Genomic DNA, 16,942 nt, shown 5'->3' on the forward strand with positions numbered 1-16,942 from the left:
AAATGGATAAGCAATTTAACACGATTATGGATTGTAATAACCAAATTATAAAAAACCATTTGGTCTATGGAGAATTTCTGCTGCCGGGGCTTGCTTATATTGATATACTATTTCAAATCGCTCAATCGAACGGATTTGATGTGCATAAAACTGTCTTAAAGAATATTTCTATTTTCAATCCTTTAGTTGTTAGAGAAGATCTAAGTATTGATCTTACTATTTCATTCAAGGAACATAATGGCTATTGTAAAATTCTTGTTGAGGGAATTGGAAAAGGGATAAATGGGGAAATCGTTCAGGCACATAAAAAATATATGAGTGCAGAATTACATCCTAATGATGGAGTGTCCTTTGATCAAACGATTGACATTGAAGATATCAAAAGAAGGGCCGCACATATCGTTAATATTGAAGAGGCATATACTCAGGCGCGAAAAAATGGCTTAGTTCACCAAGATATTATTAAAGCAAATGGCAATGCTTATCTTACGGATGAAGGTGGATTATTCAATCTTGCTGTACCGACAAATTATATTGAGGATGCAAAAGACTATATTTTTCATCCCACCTTACTTGATAGTAGTACTATGGTTGCAACTATGGTACTCAAAAGCCTGCTATCTGGGAAAAGTGATCAACATGTTGAAATCCTTTATATTCCGATCTTTTATGAAGCTTTTTTTGCTGCTGAATTACTACAAGCACAATGTTATGTCAGAGTTCTGGCATCCAGTGTAAGCGTTATCAAAGATATTGTCTATTTAGATATTGAGTTTTTTGATGAAAAAGGTAAACAAATAGGCATTCTAAAACGTTTGACGCTTAAACAAATTCGGTCTAAAGATACTCTGATTTCTCCTCAAGCAACGGTATCGAATATGCCAAAGCATGATGTACCATCAGTATCTGTGACACCATCGCTTAATGATCAAACGATATCAAATGAGACATTAAAGACAATATTAACTAATATTTTTGGGAAATATTTAAAAATGAAGCCACACCAAATTAATCTTCAACTTGGATTCTTTGAACTTGGTTTAGAATCGGCAGAACTATTAGAGGTGATAACAGAACTTGAAACCATTTTGGATAAAACGTTAAATCCAACTTTATTATTTGAGTGCAATAATATTGAGGAATTGATCACTTATTTCGAACAAGAAGAGTTCGATCAAGCAAATACAAATAAAAGTATGACTGACACGTTTATTGGGAGCAAAAAGGTTGTATCAGAGTCTAATCAGGAGTCTCTGAATAAATGCCAAGAAACGGACATCGCCATTATTGCTCTTGAAGGGCGATATCCAGAAGCGAGAAACATCCAGGAATTTTGGGGAAATTTGCAAGATGGTAAGGATTGTATTGTTGAAATCCCCAAAGAACGCTGGGATTATAGTTTGTATTTTGATGAAGATAGGAACAAGCTTGGGAAAACCTGCAGTAAGTGGGGCGGATTTATAGATGATGTGGATAAATTTGATCCACTTTTTTTTAATGTTGTCCCCAAATATGCAGGAATCATGGATCCTCAGGAACGTTTATTTTTAGAATGCGCTTGGAACTTATTTGAAAGTATTGGCTATACAAAAGAAACTTTGCAGCGACTGTATCAAGGCAGAGTTGGGGTGTATGTTGGAGCAATGTATATGCAGCATCACTTTTTTGATGCAGACGTTGCCACAGAATCTGCACTTACGATCTCTTCTTATGGCTCTATAGCAAATCGTGTTTCTTACTATTTTAATTTACAAGGTCCGAGTGTAGCTGTTGATACTATGTGTTCGTCTTCTGCTACAGCAATTCATATGGCTTGTGAAAGTATCATAAGAGGAGAATGTCAGGCTGCAATTGCTGGAGGGGTAAATGTTTCCATTCATCCCAAAAAATATGTGGGATTAAGCCAAGTTCAATTGCTGGGAAGTCATCTTAATTGCAGAAGTTTTGGTGATGGGGACGGATATATACCTGGCGAAGGTGTTGGTGCAGTATTATTAAAACCGCTCTCTAAAGCAATTCAAGATAAGGATTCCATTATAGCTGTAATTAAATCAACAATAACCAATCATGGAGGTCGCGGTAATGCGTATGCTGTTCCCAATGGAAATGCGCAAGCCCGATTAATCGAAGACAATTTTAAAAAATCAGGTATTGATCCTCGGACCATTAGTTATGTCGAAGCAGCTGCAAATGGATCAGCTTTAGGCGATCCTATTGAGTTTAATGCATTGACGAGAGTATTTAAAAAGTATACTTCTGATCAGCAGTTTTGTGCAATTGGGTCTGTGAAATCCAATATTGGTCACGTCGAAGCTGCTTCAGGAATAGCTCAATTGACCAAAGTAATTCTACAATTGCAACATCGTCAATTAGTTCCATCAATTAAGGCAGATCCTCTTAACCCCAATATAAACTTTAACAACACCCCATTTTATCTGCAGCGAGAACTTCAGGAATGGAAAAGACCTATACTGATGATTAATGGTGAGGAATGTGAATTTCCACGGCGTGCAACAACATGTGCATTTGGGGCGGGAGGGTCTAATGCTCATCTTATTATAGAGGAGTACATTCCAAACCAGGAAGAACCGGTTGATGATCGCTTTATAGAAACGCCTCAGATTATGATCTTTTCAGCGAAAAATCAGGAGAGATTATTGGCAGTTGCTGAACAAATGCTTATATGTTTTGAACGACAAAAAGAATTGAATTTAGCAGATGTAGCGTATACGCTTCAAGTTGGCCGTGAAGCGATGGACTCTCGTTTAGCAATCGTTGTGAGTAACCAAGAAGAGCTGGTAAACGTTCTGAAGGAGTTTCTAAAATCGGCTAAAGAAAATAAAGAGATAGATGATTTCATTCCCCTTTTCACATGGGATTTGGGAGAAGCTGATTCGCCAATTAGAAGCTTTCTTTCAGGAGGCTTGGGGGAATCTGTAGTTCAAGTGCTCTTGGCGGAAAGAAATCTTGAAAAACTTGCAATTTATTGGACCCAAGGCGGAAATATACCATGGGAAGTACTCTATAATGGACAAACAGTTCGAAAGATTTATTTGCCCAACTATCCTTTTGCTAGAGAGCGTTATTGGATTTTAACAAGTGAAGTAACCAATCATCAGTCAACTATAACTGAATTATTTGAGGAGGAAGAATTTAAGTTTACAATCGATCCCCATAAATCAACACAGGAAAATATCCAGGACTACAGTATGCAAATGTTAGCGAAAAAACTATGCATTGCCCAAGATCAAATTAAATTAAATAAAAATATCTATGATTATGGTATGGATTCAATTGTTATCATGAAATTCATGCATGAATTTGAAAAACAATTTGAAATCAAGGTTACATTTAGGGATGTTGTGGAATATGAAACACTGGCTTCTTTATCGACTTATCTTGCTCAAAAAGTAGACAGCCAAAAGAATCAAAATAAACAAGCTGTGAATAGCAAGCTGGAAGAAGAGCAACAGAAAATGGGTGAAACTATTGATGAACAAGTAGTAGGGGCGCTGGAAAAACTTGTACAAGGAGAACTTCGCCTAACAGAGGTCAGGAAACTAATAGAAGGAGGGGGAAAAATATGAATGCAAAAGAGATTTTAGATGCTTATAAATCTGGGGAATTATCAATGGCTGATTTGCGGGAAAAATTAATGGCTCTTGAAAAACAGTCTGTCAAAGGTACTCTTTCCGAAGGACAGAAAGGTCTATGGATGTTACAAAAAACATCACCAGATATGAGTGCTTATAATATTCCTCTATGCTTTCGTATTCGCCAAAAGCTAAATATAGAGCTGTTTAAAAAAGCCTGTGTTTTTGTTATGAGACAGTACCCAATTTTAACAAGTGTCATTCAGGAAGAGAACGGCGTACCCTATCAGATTCTTCAACCTTCACAATCTCTATTTTTTCAACAAGAAGACTTAGTAATGTCCGAATGGGATGAAATTCAAAATTATTTAAGAAAAAAAGCACAAGAGCCCATTTCATTAGAACAGGGACCTTTGATGCGAGTTCATGTTTTATCATGTTCGGAACAAGACCACATTATATTGATTAACATTCATCATATCATCTTTGATGGAAGCTCCATTATGCTTTTTCTGACAACACTGTTGGAGGCGTATCAACAATCTATGAAGGGCCAGCCTCTGGTGCCAAATCCTGCGTCAACGACTTACAATGATTTTGTAGAGTGGGAACAGAAACTGTTAACAGGCAAAGCGGGAGAGGAACATCAAGCTTACTGGAAAAATCAATTATCAGGCATTCTTCCTATTCTTGAACTTCCCACAGATTATCCGCGGTTGCCTAACCACAGCTTCAAGGGAAAAACACACACTAGATACATTACAGCTGAACTAGGTAAAAAAATAAAGGCATATGCAAAAGCACAACATGTTAATCCGTCTATCATCTTTTTAGGAATTTTCAAAGCATTTTTGTATCAATATACAGGGCAGGTAGACATTATTGTAGGAATGCCGACAATCGGACGTCCACAGGAATGTTTTTACTCACTCATCGGATATTTTATTAATATGATTCCACTGCGAAGTCAAGTAAGCGGTACTCAGTCCTTCTCGAATTTTATCCGAGAATTGCAGTTAGCCATGGCTGATGCACTAGATCATGCTGAATATCCTTTTCCTGCATTGGTTAGAGAATTAAGCTTACCTCGTACACTAATGAACTCACCTGTATTTCAAGTTGTTTTTGCTTATCAAAATTTTCTTCAAGCAACAGGTTTGAAACAATTCCAGGACAAGCAGCAAGATACACTTTCTATTGAATATATAGAAGATATTCATCAGGAAGGTGAGTACGAGTTTCAATTAGAGGTTTTCGAGAAAGAAGATGGATTTATGCTCCATATGAAATATAATCCTGATTTATTCGATTCCTCAACTATTTCGCAAATGATGAATCAGTATATAAATTTGGCAGGGGAAGTTGTTAGCGATCCAGCCTTAACCTTGGGAGAGTTAGCAGAAAAGGCAATTTATTCCGAGGAGAATCAGAGACTAATAGAAAAGTATAACAGCACTGAGGAAGCAATTTTGCCAACGACTCTGCACCAGTTGTTTATCGAGCAGGTTAACCGTACGCCTGATAAGATAGCCATCATGTTAGAGGAGAAAAGTATTACTTATCGGGATCTACATGAAAAGTCCAATCAAGTTGCTGGTTATTTACAAAAGCAAGGCATAACTAAAAATGAATTTGTAGGGGTTATGGTGCCTCGCTGTATAGAAACTATTATAAATATTTTAGGTATACTGAAGGCGGGAGCGGCTTATGTCCCTATCGAGCCTGAATATCCACAAGAACGTCAGCAATATATTTTGGAAAATAGCAACTGTAAAATAGTACTAAACTCCAATGATTATGGAGAGAAAAATATTGCTGAATATCCTAAAGAATTACCAGAAGTCAATAGTTGCATAGAGGATATAGCCTATGTAATTTACACATCAGGAAGTACTGGCAGACCAAAGGGAGTTGTAATTACTCATAAGGCAGTAACCAATACGATCATAGATATAAACCAAAAGTTTAATATAAATGAAAATGATAAAATAATTGGTTTGTCTTCAGTATGTTTTGATTTATCCGTATATGACATATTTGGGGCATTCAGTACAGGAGCTCTTTTGCTATTGGTGCCTGACCAAAAAGATATCAAAAACATTGTGAAAGTCATCGAAACACAGAATATTACAGTATGGAATTCAGTTCCGGCAATTATGAATTTGCTGGTAGAAAACCTGCCTATTGATTTTATGAATACCAGTTTAAGATTTGTTTTGCTAAGCGGTGACTGGATACCTCTCAAATTGCCTGTCAAAATCAAAAATCACTTTGTAAATGCGGCAGTAGTTAGTGCAGGAGGAGCAACAGAAGCATCAATATGGTCAATTTATTATCCTATTACGGATATTAAAGAACATTGGAAGAGTATACCTTATGGCAAACCACTAGCAAACCAAAAATTCTATGTATTAAATCGAGAACAGCGCCAATGTTTAATTGGTGTACCAGGGGAGCTATATATTGGGGGCATTGGCGTTGCAGAAGGATATTTAAATGATGAAGAAAAAACAAGAAATTCATTTTTCAACCATCCCCAATTGGGCTACTTATACAGGACAGGCGATTATGGGGTCATGCATAAAGAAGGGCATATAGAATTCTTAGGAAGGAAAGATCAACAAGTAAAGATAAGGGGTTATAGAATCGAACTGGGTGAAATAGAAAATCAACTGCTAGAACATAAAGCTGTAAAGAATGCCATCGTAGTTGATTTCACAGATGTAAGTAAGAATAAATATTTATGTGCTTATATAGTATCGGAACAGGAATTGGCATTATCGGAGTTGCGCGAGCATTTAACAAAGACATTGCCAGATTACATGATACCTGCGTATTTCGTCCAGGTGGAGAAAATACCATTGACACCAAATGGAAAAATAGATAGACGGACATTACCGCAGCCTGAAAATATGAATGTGGGAACGGCATATGTGGCGCCAAGGAATGAAGCTGAAAAGAAAATGACGCAAATCTGGCAAGACGTCTTAGGTATAGAAAGAGTGGGGATTGAAGATAACTACCTGGATTTGGGCGGTTATTCTATAAATGCCATAACTCTTGCGTTCAGGATAAATGAGGAATTTGGGATAGAAGTATCTTATGATCAAGTTTTTAAGGCAGCTAATTTAAAAGAGTTTGTAAGAAATGTCATTAAACCAGTTGAATCCACTGAAACAGTAGTCAACTATATCAAATTTAATGAAAACAGCATTCAACGCAACATATTCTGTATTCCATCATTGGTTCCAACTGGTATGGTATATAGACATTTAGCAAACCAGTTAGAGGATTATTCTTTCTATTGTTTTGACCTTATAGAAAGCGGCAACCGGTGCAAAGGATACGCAGATATAATAACCAGTATACAACCGCAAGGACCGTATACATTAGCTGGTTATTCTATAGGCGGTTTTTTAACATTTGAGGTTGCAAAAGAGTTAGAGCGACAAGGGCATGAAGTATTAGGAATTATTATGATAGATTCCAGTTATCTGCTAGAGCCGCTGAATGCTCAAGAACATAAAAGATTAATAGCAGAAGCAAAGGAAGTGTTGGATAACCATATTAGTAACTTTATGGATTTTACCAATATTGCTTTACAAGAAAAAGAAAAGATGAAAGAATCTCTCCTAAAAAAAGCTATAAATTATTTAGAGTATTATTATGGTGCAATTAATAATGAAACAGTTACTTTTGATATATGTCTCATAAATCCTGATATTGATGCTTATGCAGATTTTTCAGAAGAATTCTCAAGGAAATTTTCACAGGAATGGAATAAAAAAACTACAGGGAGATTTGTACAATATGAAGGTGCCGGGCCCCATCTTTCTATGTTAGAACCTAGCTGTATTGAAAAGAATGCAAAAGTATTTAGACAAATACTAGACTTACTGCATAAGAAAAATATATGAAAAAAATAACAGCCTCCGTGTTTAACTATTCATGTGATAGCTTAGTTACGTAATAAAGGAGAAGTGAAAATGTTTACGCGGATAAGAAAAGATATTGACGGTATATTCCAACGTGATCCCGCAGCTAAAAATGTGCTGGAGGTCGTATTGTGTTATCCTGGACTGCACGCTGTTTGGCTACATAGAATAGCACATGCTCTCTATACACGCGGATGGGTTATCTTGCCAAGACTTATATCGAATTTTACTCGCTTTATGACTGGGATAGAAATTCATCCAGGTGCTAAAATTGGTGAAGGGTTGTTTATTGATCATGGTACTGGAGTGGTTATTGGTGAAACAGCTGAAATTGGGGATAATGTAACCATTTACCAAGGGGTTACTTTAGGGGGAACTGGCAAGGAGAAAGGGAAACGCCATCCAACAGTTGGTGATAATGTTGTAATCGCAACAGGTGCTAAAGTCCTGGGGTCATTTAAAATAGGCTATAATGCAAAAATTGGTGCTGGGTCAGTAGTCTTAAAGGATGTTCCTCCGAATTCTACTGTTGTTGGTATTCCTGGGCAGGTAGTGAGTAAGCAGACAAAAAAGGTTAATTCTATTTCTCAAGGTGTAAATTTAGATCATAATAATTTACCTGATCCAGTAAAAGAGACTTTATTAGGTATGCAAAGCAATATTGTGATGCTGGAAAGACGCATAGCCGAACTAGAGGAGGCAGCGAATATGGGAGCGTAGTCAAGTAAGCGGCTTATATAAGTATCATTCAAATTTAAAAGCCCCTCTGTTTAAGCTTCTGGCAGACTAGCCAATAAATGAATCTATTGCAGATGTATTAATGAAAATCTAATAAATTGTTTTGATTTTTACGCATTCGAAAAGAGATAAAATGCTCTAACTTATCAATGTGGAAATAAATATTTTCCTTGAGGAGGTGGCTTAAAGAATGTCCTGGTGTCTTTCCAAAAGAATGGCCAGGATAAATAGATATATCGGGTGGAACAGTATTTTTAATCATTTGAATACTAGAATACATTTCTTCTGGATTGCCACCAGCCGTATTACAAGATCCACAACCCTCAGTGAATATTGTATCTCCGGTAAATAAGCTGTCTGATAAAAGAAAGCATGTACTTCCAGCAGTATGACCAGGGGTTAATAGACATTTTATATCTGTATTACCAAGTTTAAGAGAGTCACCATTTTCGATGGGAGTTAGGTTACGACATGTAAATTTATAATAATCTATTTCTTTTGCTGACATTACTACTTGAGAATCGTATTTTTCCAGTAAAGGTTTGACAAGATTAACATGGTCGAAATGGGAATGGGTTAACAAAATCGTAACTAAGTTGGCATTTATTTTTTTGAGAAGTTTTTCAATTGTTGTCAATTCCCAGGCTGGATCAATAATAGCTGTGAAATTGGTTGTTGTGTCAATAATAATATAACAGTAATTCTTAAAGAACATTGATTTAAGATAAAGTTGATATACTTGAAAACTATTCATTGTCTTCTCCTAAAATAGTAATATCCAAATCATGTAAATAAAATAATTATATCAAATTTCAGGTAGTATATCAATATTTGGTATGCTACCTAAAATTTAGAAAAATTTTAAAAGGGGGTAGTAAAAATGAGTATACCTATTATGGAAGTTGAAAAAAAGGACAGCTTGGTGTCTGACGAAGAGGAAAAAGCAAGCGGTAATGTAAATTATGGTAATATTTCTCCTGCATCGTTAGGAAGTGTTCAGTTTAAAAAAGATTATAATCTGAAATATGCATATGTAGCCGGTGGCATGTATCGAGGAGTTGCGGGGAAAGAGATGGTAGTAAAAATAGGGAAAGAGGGGATGATAGGTTTTTTGGGCACCGGTGGTATGGAATTATCACAAATTGGAGCTGCAATTCAGTATATCCAAAAAGAATTGTCCCTAGGACAACCCTACGGTTTGAATTTATTACATAAACCAAGCGATCTCGCTATGGAAGAAAAAACGGTTGATCTATTTTTATCATATGGCGTAAAAAATATAGAAGCAGCTGCTTTTTTAAGTATTACGCCAGCTTTAGTAAAATACCGCGTTCAAGGATTAACACGAGATCAATCAGGAAGAATCATCACAGTGAATAAGATTATCGCTAAGGTATCACGTCCAGAGGTAGCGCAAGCGTTTTTAAGTCCAGCGTCAGAAAAGATTCTTAGTAAATTAATGGATGAAAATAAGATCACACCAGAAGAAGCAGGTTTAGCAAAAGAAATTCCCATGGCGGATGATATTTGTGTCGAGGCGGACTCTGGCGGTCATACAGACAGTGGAGTGTCCTTTGTTTTAATGCCGGCAATGATAAAATTACGGAATGAAATGATGGAAAAGTATCAATATCATAAGCAAGTTCGTGTTGGCGCCGCCGGCGGAATTGGAACTCCTGAGGCAGCCGCCGCAGCGTTTATGTTGGGGGCTGACTTTATCCTTACTGGTTCAATTAACCAGTGTACTGTGGAGGCGGTTACTAGTGACACAGTAAAAGACTTGTTACAGCAGATCAATATTCAGGATACCGAATATGCACCAGCAGGAGATATGTTTGAATTAGGCGCTAAAGTTCAAGTGCTGAAAAAGGGAGTATTTTTTCCGTCCCGAGCCAACAAATTGTATGATTTATACCGCCATCATAATTCCTTACATGAAATTGATGAAAAGACTCGGTTGCAGATTCAAGAAAAATATTTTAAACGAAGTTTTGAAGAAGTCTATAATGATGTCAAGTCTTTTTATCCAGCTTCGGAAATCGAAAAAGCAGAATGCAATCCGAAACATAAAATGGCTTTGATTTTTAAATGGTATTTTGGCTATAGTAGTCGTCTAGCGTTGAGCGGTAGCGAGGAATCTAGAGTTGATTATCAAGTTCATTGTGGTCCGGCATTAGGAGCCTTTAATCAATGGGTTAAAGGTACTGATTTAGAAAATTGGAGAAATCGGCATGTTGATAAAATAGCCACGAAATTACTAATTGAAACAGCACAGCTATTAAACCAACGTTATAGCACCTTTCATAATTATAGTCTCTCAGAGTTTAAATCTACAGATAATAAATCATAGTAGAATGCTCTACAGATGTAAGGTGCTGAGTAATTATATCGCCTTGCTTTATCAGGAGTAATAATACTGAGAGGTATTTATTATTGGAGGACATAATGGAAAAAACAGAAATAGCAGAGCCACTCGAGGTTATTGCTAAGAAACGCTACTATTATATTGATTGGTTGCGTATCATTGGGAGCATTAATGTTTTTCTATATCATCTTTTAAGGATTTTTGATGTCTATCCTTATACTTTAAAAAATAAAGAGACTTGTGCCTCCGTTGGCATTGTTGCTTTTCTTCTGCACATTTGGAATATCCCCCTTGTTTTCTTCCTTGCGGGTGCCACCTGTAAATTTTCTTTGCTGAAACGAACAAAGCTGCAGTATGTTACAGAACGATTTAAGCGTCTATTTATTCCTTTTATGGTCGGTGCTTTGGTATTGGTACCATTGCAACGCTATGTTGAATATCTTAATCAAGGGAAATTTATAGGTACATTATCGGAATTTATCCCATGGTACTTCGCTCAACAGTATCTCTTTACTAAGTATACTTTTGATCCGTTTTGGCTCCTCCCTATAGGGGAGCATCTTTGGTTTTTGGCGGCATTGTTTATTCTTTCATCTGTTGGTATACCAGTATTCACTTACTTAAGCAAAGAAACAGGTAAAAAGTTAATTGAGCAGCTGGCATGCGTAGTAGAGAAACCAGGCGGCATCTTCATTTTTGGTATCGCCCTAGCAGTTATTCGCATTATGTTACAACCCATATATCCTGCGTACTCATCCTGGTGTGATTTTACATTTTGGTCTTTGATAATGATTTACGGATATATTATGGTATCCGATCATCGCTTTGCGCAAAGTGCCAACCGTAATAAGTATTTGTCTTTACTCATTGCTATTGTCAGTATAACTATCCTATTAATCTGCCTTGCCCTTGGAGATTTCATGCATTGGATTCTATATCCGGATTACTCGGCAGGAGCCATATTGTATCATACACTAGGTGGGATCATTACGTGGTCTATGCTAGTATTTTTCTTAGGGATGGGAACAGAGTATTTGGATAAAGGACACAAACTTTTACCTATGCTAAGTGAAGCAGTAATGCCCTTTTATGTGCTGAATTTTAATATTATGATGCTGATTGGATATTATGTAGTAGAGTGGGAACTACCACTAACTGTTAAGATTCTGCTGATTATTTTATTTACTCTATCAATCGTGTATAGCTTATCTTATCTGATTATGAGTGGACTACCTTGGTTACGGCCAATTTTTGGTATGAGATCCATTAAGAAGAAAGCTTATGGCGGGAATTATAATAAAGTGAGAAGCAAAGCAATCAATGATTGCAGATAACAAATATCATTTATATAATGTAATCAGAAGTAACAGTTATATTGTTGACCTGCAGGAATGGGATATAAGGTTACGTTCCATTTCAATATTTAACATATTAGATAGTTCATGCGTAAAAGAGATTAGAGGGGAAACATTTTGAGAGTATTTACTATTTCCGATATTCATGTTGATTTTGCAGAGAATTTATATTGGTTAAATAATTTATCCTGCAATGATTACCTAAATGATATCCTTATCTTAGCTGGTGATATAACGGATACATTACCATTATTCGAGAAAACTTTAAGGAAATTACGAAAACGATTTTCTGAAGTTCTCTTTATCCCTGGCAATCAGATTTATGGGTGCGAAGTAGTAATATTAAAAATTCACTGGAAAAATTGCAATTAATTCAAACCATTGCTGCTGATTGCGGTATTCGAATGGAACCACTTCATCCTTCTTATTGCGTATCAATCATTCCTTTATTCGGCTGGTATGATTATTCATTTGGATACCCTTCCCGTAAACTATTAGCAAGTTGGATTGATTACACGGCATGTAAATGGCCTGAGAATTATGATGAAAAAAGTATTACTCAACACTTTATCTCTATGAATGAACCTTTTGTGAATAAGAGTAATACAAACCGATTTATCATTTCTTTTTCACATTTTCTACCACGGATTGATGTAATGCCGATTTATATCCCACCTGATAAAAGATTTTTATATCCGGTATTGGGGACAACATTACTTGAAAGTCAAATTTGCAAATTGGGTTCGGATATTCATATCTACGGACATAGTCATGTCAATAATCAAGTGATGATAGATAACACTTTATATATCAACAATGCTTTTGGATATCCTTATGAAACCCGAATTACAAGCAAAAAATTGAAATGTATTTTTGAAATGTAATTTAGTGGAGGTAATGAAAATTTGAAGATGCAAAACCGGAGTGTTTATATCGATGCGTTGGAGGCTATTAGATCGGAGGATATATTTAAAATAACGTTATGTTGCTGTTTTTTTTCTTGTAAAGAAGATTATGAAGAGATAATTCAGCATTTACATCCTCAAGAACGAGATTATTACGATACATTAGCTTTTGAAAAGCGAATCAGAAGTTATCTTTTGGGACGTTTAGTTGCTAAACAAGCAATAGCTGCTTTAACCGGTGAGAAAATATTAACCCATATTAACATTCAATATGGTATCTTTAAGCAACCGATCGTAGTGTCCGATAAGCAAAATATTCAGGTTAGTATTACGCATTGTGATGATTTTGGAGCAGCGATTGCTTTTCCAGAAGCTCATCCCATGGGGATTGACATTGAAAAGATTAATCCCCGTATAGCTGATGTTTTAAAAAGGCAAATAACGGAGGCCGAAGAAGAACGAATTCATTCGTCGGTACTTTCTTATGAGTTAGGACTTACTCTTCTATGGACGGCGAAGGAAGCTTTATCCAAGGTTCTTAAAACAGGTTTAATGACTCCATTTGAAGTTTTTGAGATTTCAAAAATAGAACCCCATGATAATTATATAATGTGTTATTATAAAAATTTTGCTCAATATAGAGTTATTTCTTTTACGATTGCTAATTATATGTGTTCAATTGCTCATCCTTTAAAAAGCGAATTATCTTTTGATATACAGTGTCTAAAAGAAAAATTTGGAGTGTAATTTATTTTGTGTAAATAGAAAATTCCTTATAGCAAAAAATAAAATGGCACACAAAATTTTGAGGAAACTTTTCCTCTATTTTTGTGTGCCATTTTTCTTACAGATGGTATGGCCTGCAATCTTAAAAAGAAAATAGCTTGGTTTTTGTAAGGGGCAATTGATCGTTTTTCAAGGCTTCTGCGATAGTAACTCACTCACAGGGAATCCGCTCTACTAGGAATATTGTATTTTCTCATTCGATTTAATACTCCAGTATGGGATAAACCAAGTATTTTACCGACTTGACGGGAGGTTCCATACTTATTAATGGTTTCGTGAAGAATACAGCATTCCATCTCTTCTAAGACTTCTTTTAATTTGCGGGTGTTACTAGCTGGTGTGGCAACAGTGGAGGTCGTGGGAGTAGTATGATCCAGGATAATGTCATCCTGGGTGATTTCTCCATGAGAAGCAAAACTAACGGCACGTTCCATTACATTTTCTAATTCCCGGACATTTCCCAACCAGTCGTGCTGCAGCAGTTTGTCCATGGCAGGCTTCAAGATATGCTTAATATGTTTTTTCAAACGATGATTTTTCTTAAATAAGAGGCTTTCGATGAGTAGGGGTAAGTCTTCTTTACGCTCACGCAGAGGAGGAATGAAGATTGGAATCACATTTAAACGATAATATAAGTCCTCACGGAACTGATTTTTCCGAAGCATCTCTTCTAAATTACTATGGGTTGCTGTAATAATTCGGACATCGACATCGATTTCCCGATTGCCGCCGACGCGTCTGATTTTCCCCTCCTGCAGCACTCGTAATAATTTTGCCTGTAGACTAAAGGAAAGCTCACCGATTTCATCTAAAAAGATTGTTCCGCCATTGGCATATTCAAAAAGTCCACTTTTGCCATATTTCTGTCCTCCTGTAAAAGCACCTTCTTCATAGCCAAATAACTCACTTTCCAGAAGAGCATCTGGCAAAGCTGCACAATTCACAGGTGCAAAAACTTTTTCCTGCCTTGGACTTGCCATATGTATGGATCTTGCAAAAAGTTCCTTGCCAGTACCGCTTTCTCCGCGAATGAGCACGGTAGAATCATTTTGCGCAACTAATTTTGCCATATTTATGGTATGTTCCATAACTTTGCTAACATGTAGAATTTCCTCAAAACTATTAATCTCAGGTTTGGTTACTGAATATACTAATTCCTCCACGTCTTTCATGGCTTTTAATACTGCGACAGCTCCGATAACGATACCGTTGGCATCCTTTATTGGACGTCCGCTTGTAAGATAATGATTCTTACCTTTCACCGTAGTAACTATGATTTCGCGATTATTATAAGGCAGTCCATTATGCAGTATTTCTAATAATGGTACTTTGGAGATAAAAACATCTTTAATATTAGATCCAATGATTTTTCCACTTTTGCAGCTCATCATTTTTTCAGCAGCGGCATTAAAATGGGTTATGATTTCCTGTTGGTTAATAGCTAAAATCCCATCACCAATCGTGTCCATTACTGTCTTTAATTCTTGTTCCCGTTCCTGATGAGGCATGCGAGATATCCGATTCACATTGCCGATCTGCGGGATCTCACCCAATTGGGTATTGAGGAGTACTTCCTCGTAAGGGGACAAGGATTCAATTTCTAAATACATGATATCGGGTAAGACTTCCATAGAAAGAATATTGATATTTTGCTCTGCGAGTACACGAGAAATATCAAGAACAAGTCCTACCCGATCCTGATTGCAGATTTTTAAACAGAGATTGGCCATCTCCTTCACTCTCCTTATAAGAAAATCTCTTCCTCTTGTTAATAATATGAAAGATGAAGCTATATTATTAACAGGCTAGGTCCAATGCTATATTTTTTAGCTCTCTCAATAAGGACAAACTTTTTTCTAAAAATAGTATAACATTGGAAATCTCCAGAATAAAGAAATTTTTTGAATTAAATGTCAATTTAAGAACGAGCTTGTCAGGATCACCCCCTAGGTGGTACAAAAATGTTCCATGCGGAACATTTTTGTACCACCTTTTGGAACGAAAATATTACAGAATATATAGAAAAGTTAGTAAAATCTGAATTATCAGCTTGGCATGTTTGTTGCATTACTAATTAGCAAGTACTCATGATAAGTACTTGCTAAATTATTAGATGGAGGTTTTTTATAATGATTATTGGTGTAGCAAAAGAGATTAAAAACAATGAAGCTCGTGTAGGCTTGACGCCAGCAGGTACTGAAGCTCTGTGTAAGGCTGGTCACGCCGTCATGATTGAAAAAGGCGCAGGCATTGGTTGTGGCTTCTCAGATGAAAGTTATCAAAAAACCGGCGGAGTTATTATTACTGACAGGAAAACCTTATTTGATAAAGCAGAAATGATTATTAAAGTAAAAGAGCCAATCGAATCAGAGTATGAACTTTTCCATGAAGGGCAAATTCTCTTTACATATCTGCACTTAGCACCAGAGCCTAAATTAGCTCATGCTTTATTAGAAAAGAAAGTAATTGGTATTGCCTATGAAACCATTATAGGGCGTAACAATACATTGCCATTATTATCACCAATGAGTGAAGTCGCAGGTCGAATGTCAATACAAATCGGTGCCCAATTTTTAGAAAAACCTTGGGGTGGTAAAGGAATTCTCTTAGGGGGCGTGCCAGGAGTTGAATCCGCGCAAGTCGTTATTATCGGCGGCGGTAATGTTGGCACGAATGCAGCTAAAATGGCTTTAGGTATGGGGGCACGGGTTGCCATTCTTGATAAATCAACCGATCGCCTGGCTTACTTGGATGATATTTTTGGCGGAAGAGTTACAACTGTCATGTCCAATAGCTACAATATTGCCCGATGGGTCAAGAAAGCTGACCTTTTAGTAGGAGCCGTGTTGATTCCAGGTGCGAGGGCTCCTAAATTAGTAAGTGAACAAATGGTTAAAACGATGGAAGAAGGATCGGTTATTGTGGATGTTGCCATTGACCAGGGCGGTTCTATTGCTACCATTGATCACGCTACCACTCACAGTGATCCTACTTATACCAAACATGGTGTGGTGCATTATTCCGTAGCGAATATGCCAGGAGCAGTATCTCGTACGTCCACATTGGCATTGACAAATGCTACATTGGACTATGCACTGCAGATTGCAAATAAAGGTTGGAAACAAGCTGTAATTGATAATGAAGGGCTGGCTAAAGGCGTTAACGTATTGAACGGCAACGTGACCTACAAAGCAGTAGCAGATGCTTTGAAATTACCTTATGTAGCTTTAGAAGAGTTGATTCGTAAATAATAAATAATCATCAT

At 36.6% G+C, this 16,942-nt stretch carries 11 protein-coding genes; 9 read left to right on the top strand and 2 right to left on the bottom strand.

What is annotated here, in order from left to right; genetic code table 11:
- The first annotated feature begins 2 nt into the window (after positions 1-2).
- The 3 genes from JBW_RS00290 to cysE all read left to right on the top strand — a co-directional run bounded on the left by JBW_RS00290 (position 3) and on the right by cysE (position 8,248).
- Positions 3-3,587 carry a beta-ketoacyl synthase N-terminal-like domain-containing protein gene (locus tag JBW_RS00290; protein WP_007960993.1) on the top strand — a complete coding sequence of 1,195 codons (3,585 nt, stop codon included), beginning with the start codon at positions 3-5 and terminating at the stop codon, positions 3,585-3,587.
- Positions 3,584-7,510: a non-ribosomal peptide synthetase gene (locus JBW_RS00295; protein WP_007960991.1), complete on the top strand. Its 3,927-nt coding sequence runs from the start codon at positions 3,584-3,586 to the stop codon at positions 7,508-7,510. Before JBW_RS00290 ends, JBW_RS00295 begins: the two co-directional genes overlap by 4 nt.
- 69 nt (positions 7,511-7,579) lie before the next feature.
- A complete protein-coding gene (cysE, locus tag JBW_RS00300; protein ID WP_007960988.1) occupies positions 7,580-8,248 on the top strand; it encodes a serine O-acetyltransferase in 669 nt (222 codons plus the stop codon).
- Positions 8,249-8,345: 97 nt separating this feature from the next.
- Here cysE and JBW_RS00305 read toward each other — a convergent pair whose 3' ends face one another.
- Positions 8,346-9,020 (bottom strand): MBL fold metallo-hydrolase, encoded by a 675-nt coding sequence (locus JBW_RS00305; protein ID WP_007960986.1) that lies wholly within the window; start codon positions 9,018-9,020, stop codon positions 8,346-8,348.
- Positions 9,021-9,146: 126 nt separating this feature from the next.
- Between JBW_RS00305 and JBW_RS00310 the strand changes: the two genes are divergently transcribed.
- The 5 genes from JBW_RS00310 (at position 9,147) to JBW_RS00325 (ending at position 13,638) form a co-directional block, all read left to right on the top strand.
- A complete protein-coding gene (locus JBW_RS00310) occupies positions 9,147-10,616 on the top strand; it encodes a PfaD family polyunsaturated fatty acid/polyketide biosynthesis protein (RefSeq protein WP_007960985.1) in 1,470 nt (489 codons plus the stop codon).
- A gap of 95 nt (positions 10,617-10,711) precedes the next feature.
- Entirely contained in the window at positions 10,712-11,965 is a 1,254-nt protein-coding gene (locus JBW_RS00315; protein WP_007960984.1) for an acyltransferase family protein, read from the top strand.
- A 138-nt stretch (positions 11,966-12,103) separates the two neighbouring features.
- Complete coding sequence (locus JBW_RS26155) at positions 12,104-12,358, top strand: metallophosphoesterase (RefSeq protein ID WP_007960983.1); 255 nt, start codon at positions 12,104-12,106, stop codon at positions 12,356-12,358.
- A complete protein-coding gene (locus JBW_RS00320) occupies positions 12,349-12,870 on the top strand; it encodes a hypothetical protein (protein WP_007960981.1) in 522 nt (173 codons plus the stop codon). The genes JBW_RS26155 and JBW_RS00320 overlap by 10 nt, the downstream gene beginning before the upstream one ends.
- 27 nt (positions 12,871-12,897) lie before the next feature.
- Positions 12,898-13,638 carry a 4'-phosphopantetheinyl transferase family protein gene (locus JBW_RS00325; protein WP_235334202.1) on the top strand — a complete coding sequence of 247 codons (741 nt, stop codon included), beginning with the start codon at positions 12,898-12,900 and terminating at the stop codon, positions 13,636-13,638.
- 194 nt (positions 13,639-13,832) lie between these two features.
- Here JBW_RS00325 and JBW_RS00330 read toward each other — a convergent pair whose 3' ends face one another.
- The gene (locus JBW_RS00330) at positions 13,833-15,407 is read right to left on the bottom strand and encodes a sigma 54-interacting transcriptional regulator (RefSeq protein WP_007960978.1); all 1,575 of its coding nucleotides are present in this window, start codon (positions 15,405-15,407) and stop codon (positions 13,833-13,835) included.
- Positions 15,408-15,806: 399 nt separating this feature from the next.
- Between JBW_RS00330 and ald the strand changes: the two genes are divergently transcribed.
- On the top strand, positions 15,807-16,928 hold the full coding sequence (gene ald, locus JBW_RS00335; protein WP_007960976.1) for an alanine dehydrogenase: 1,122 nt from the start codon (positions 15,807-15,809) through the stop codon (positions 16,926-16,928).
- Positions 16,929-16,942: the final 14 nt, after the last annotated feature.

The sequence above is a fragment of the Pelosinus fermentans JBW45 genome, from assembly GCF_000271665.2.
Taxonomy (GTDB): domain Bacteria; phylum Bacillota; class Negativicutes; order DSM-13327; family DSM-13327; genus Pelosinus; species Pelosinus baikalensis.

Bases quoted from the DNA above. Each gene is read 5' to 3' on its own strand.
- JBW_RS00330 (WP_007960978.1), bottom strand. From the start codon at position 15,407: ATGGCCAATCTCTGTTTAAAAATCTGCAATCAGGATCGGGTAGGACTT.
- JBW_RS00295 (WP_007960991.1), top strand. From the start codon at position 3,584: ATGAATGCAAAAGAGATTTTAGATGCTTATAAATCTGGGGAATTATCA.
- ald (WP_007960976.1), top strand. From the start codon at position 15,807: ATGATTATTGGTGTAGCAAAAGAGATTAAAAACAATGAAGCTCGTGTA.
- JBW_RS00305 (WP_007960986.1), bottom strand. From the start codon at position 9,020: ATGAATAGTTTTCAAGTATATCAACTTTATCTTAAATCAATGTTCTTT.
- JBW_RS00310 (WP_007960985.1), top strand. From the start codon at position 9,147: ATGAGTATACCTATTATGGAAGTTGAAAAAAAGGACAGCTTGGTGTCT.
- JBW_RS00315 (WP_007960984.1), top strand. From the start codon at position 10,712: ATGGAAAAAACAGAAATAGCAGAGCCACTCGAGGTTATTGCTAAGAAA.
- JBW_RS00290 (WP_007960993.1), top strand. From the start codon at position 3: ATGGATAAGCAATTTAACACGATTATGGATTGTAATAACCAAATTATA.
- JBW_RS00325 (WP_235334202.1), top strand. From the start codon at position 12,898: ATGCAAAACCGGAGTGTTTATATCGATGCGTTGGAGGCTATTAGATCG.
- cysE (WP_007960988.1), top strand. From the start codon at position 7,580: ATGTTTACGCGGATAAGAAAAGATATTGACGGTATATTCCAACGTGAT.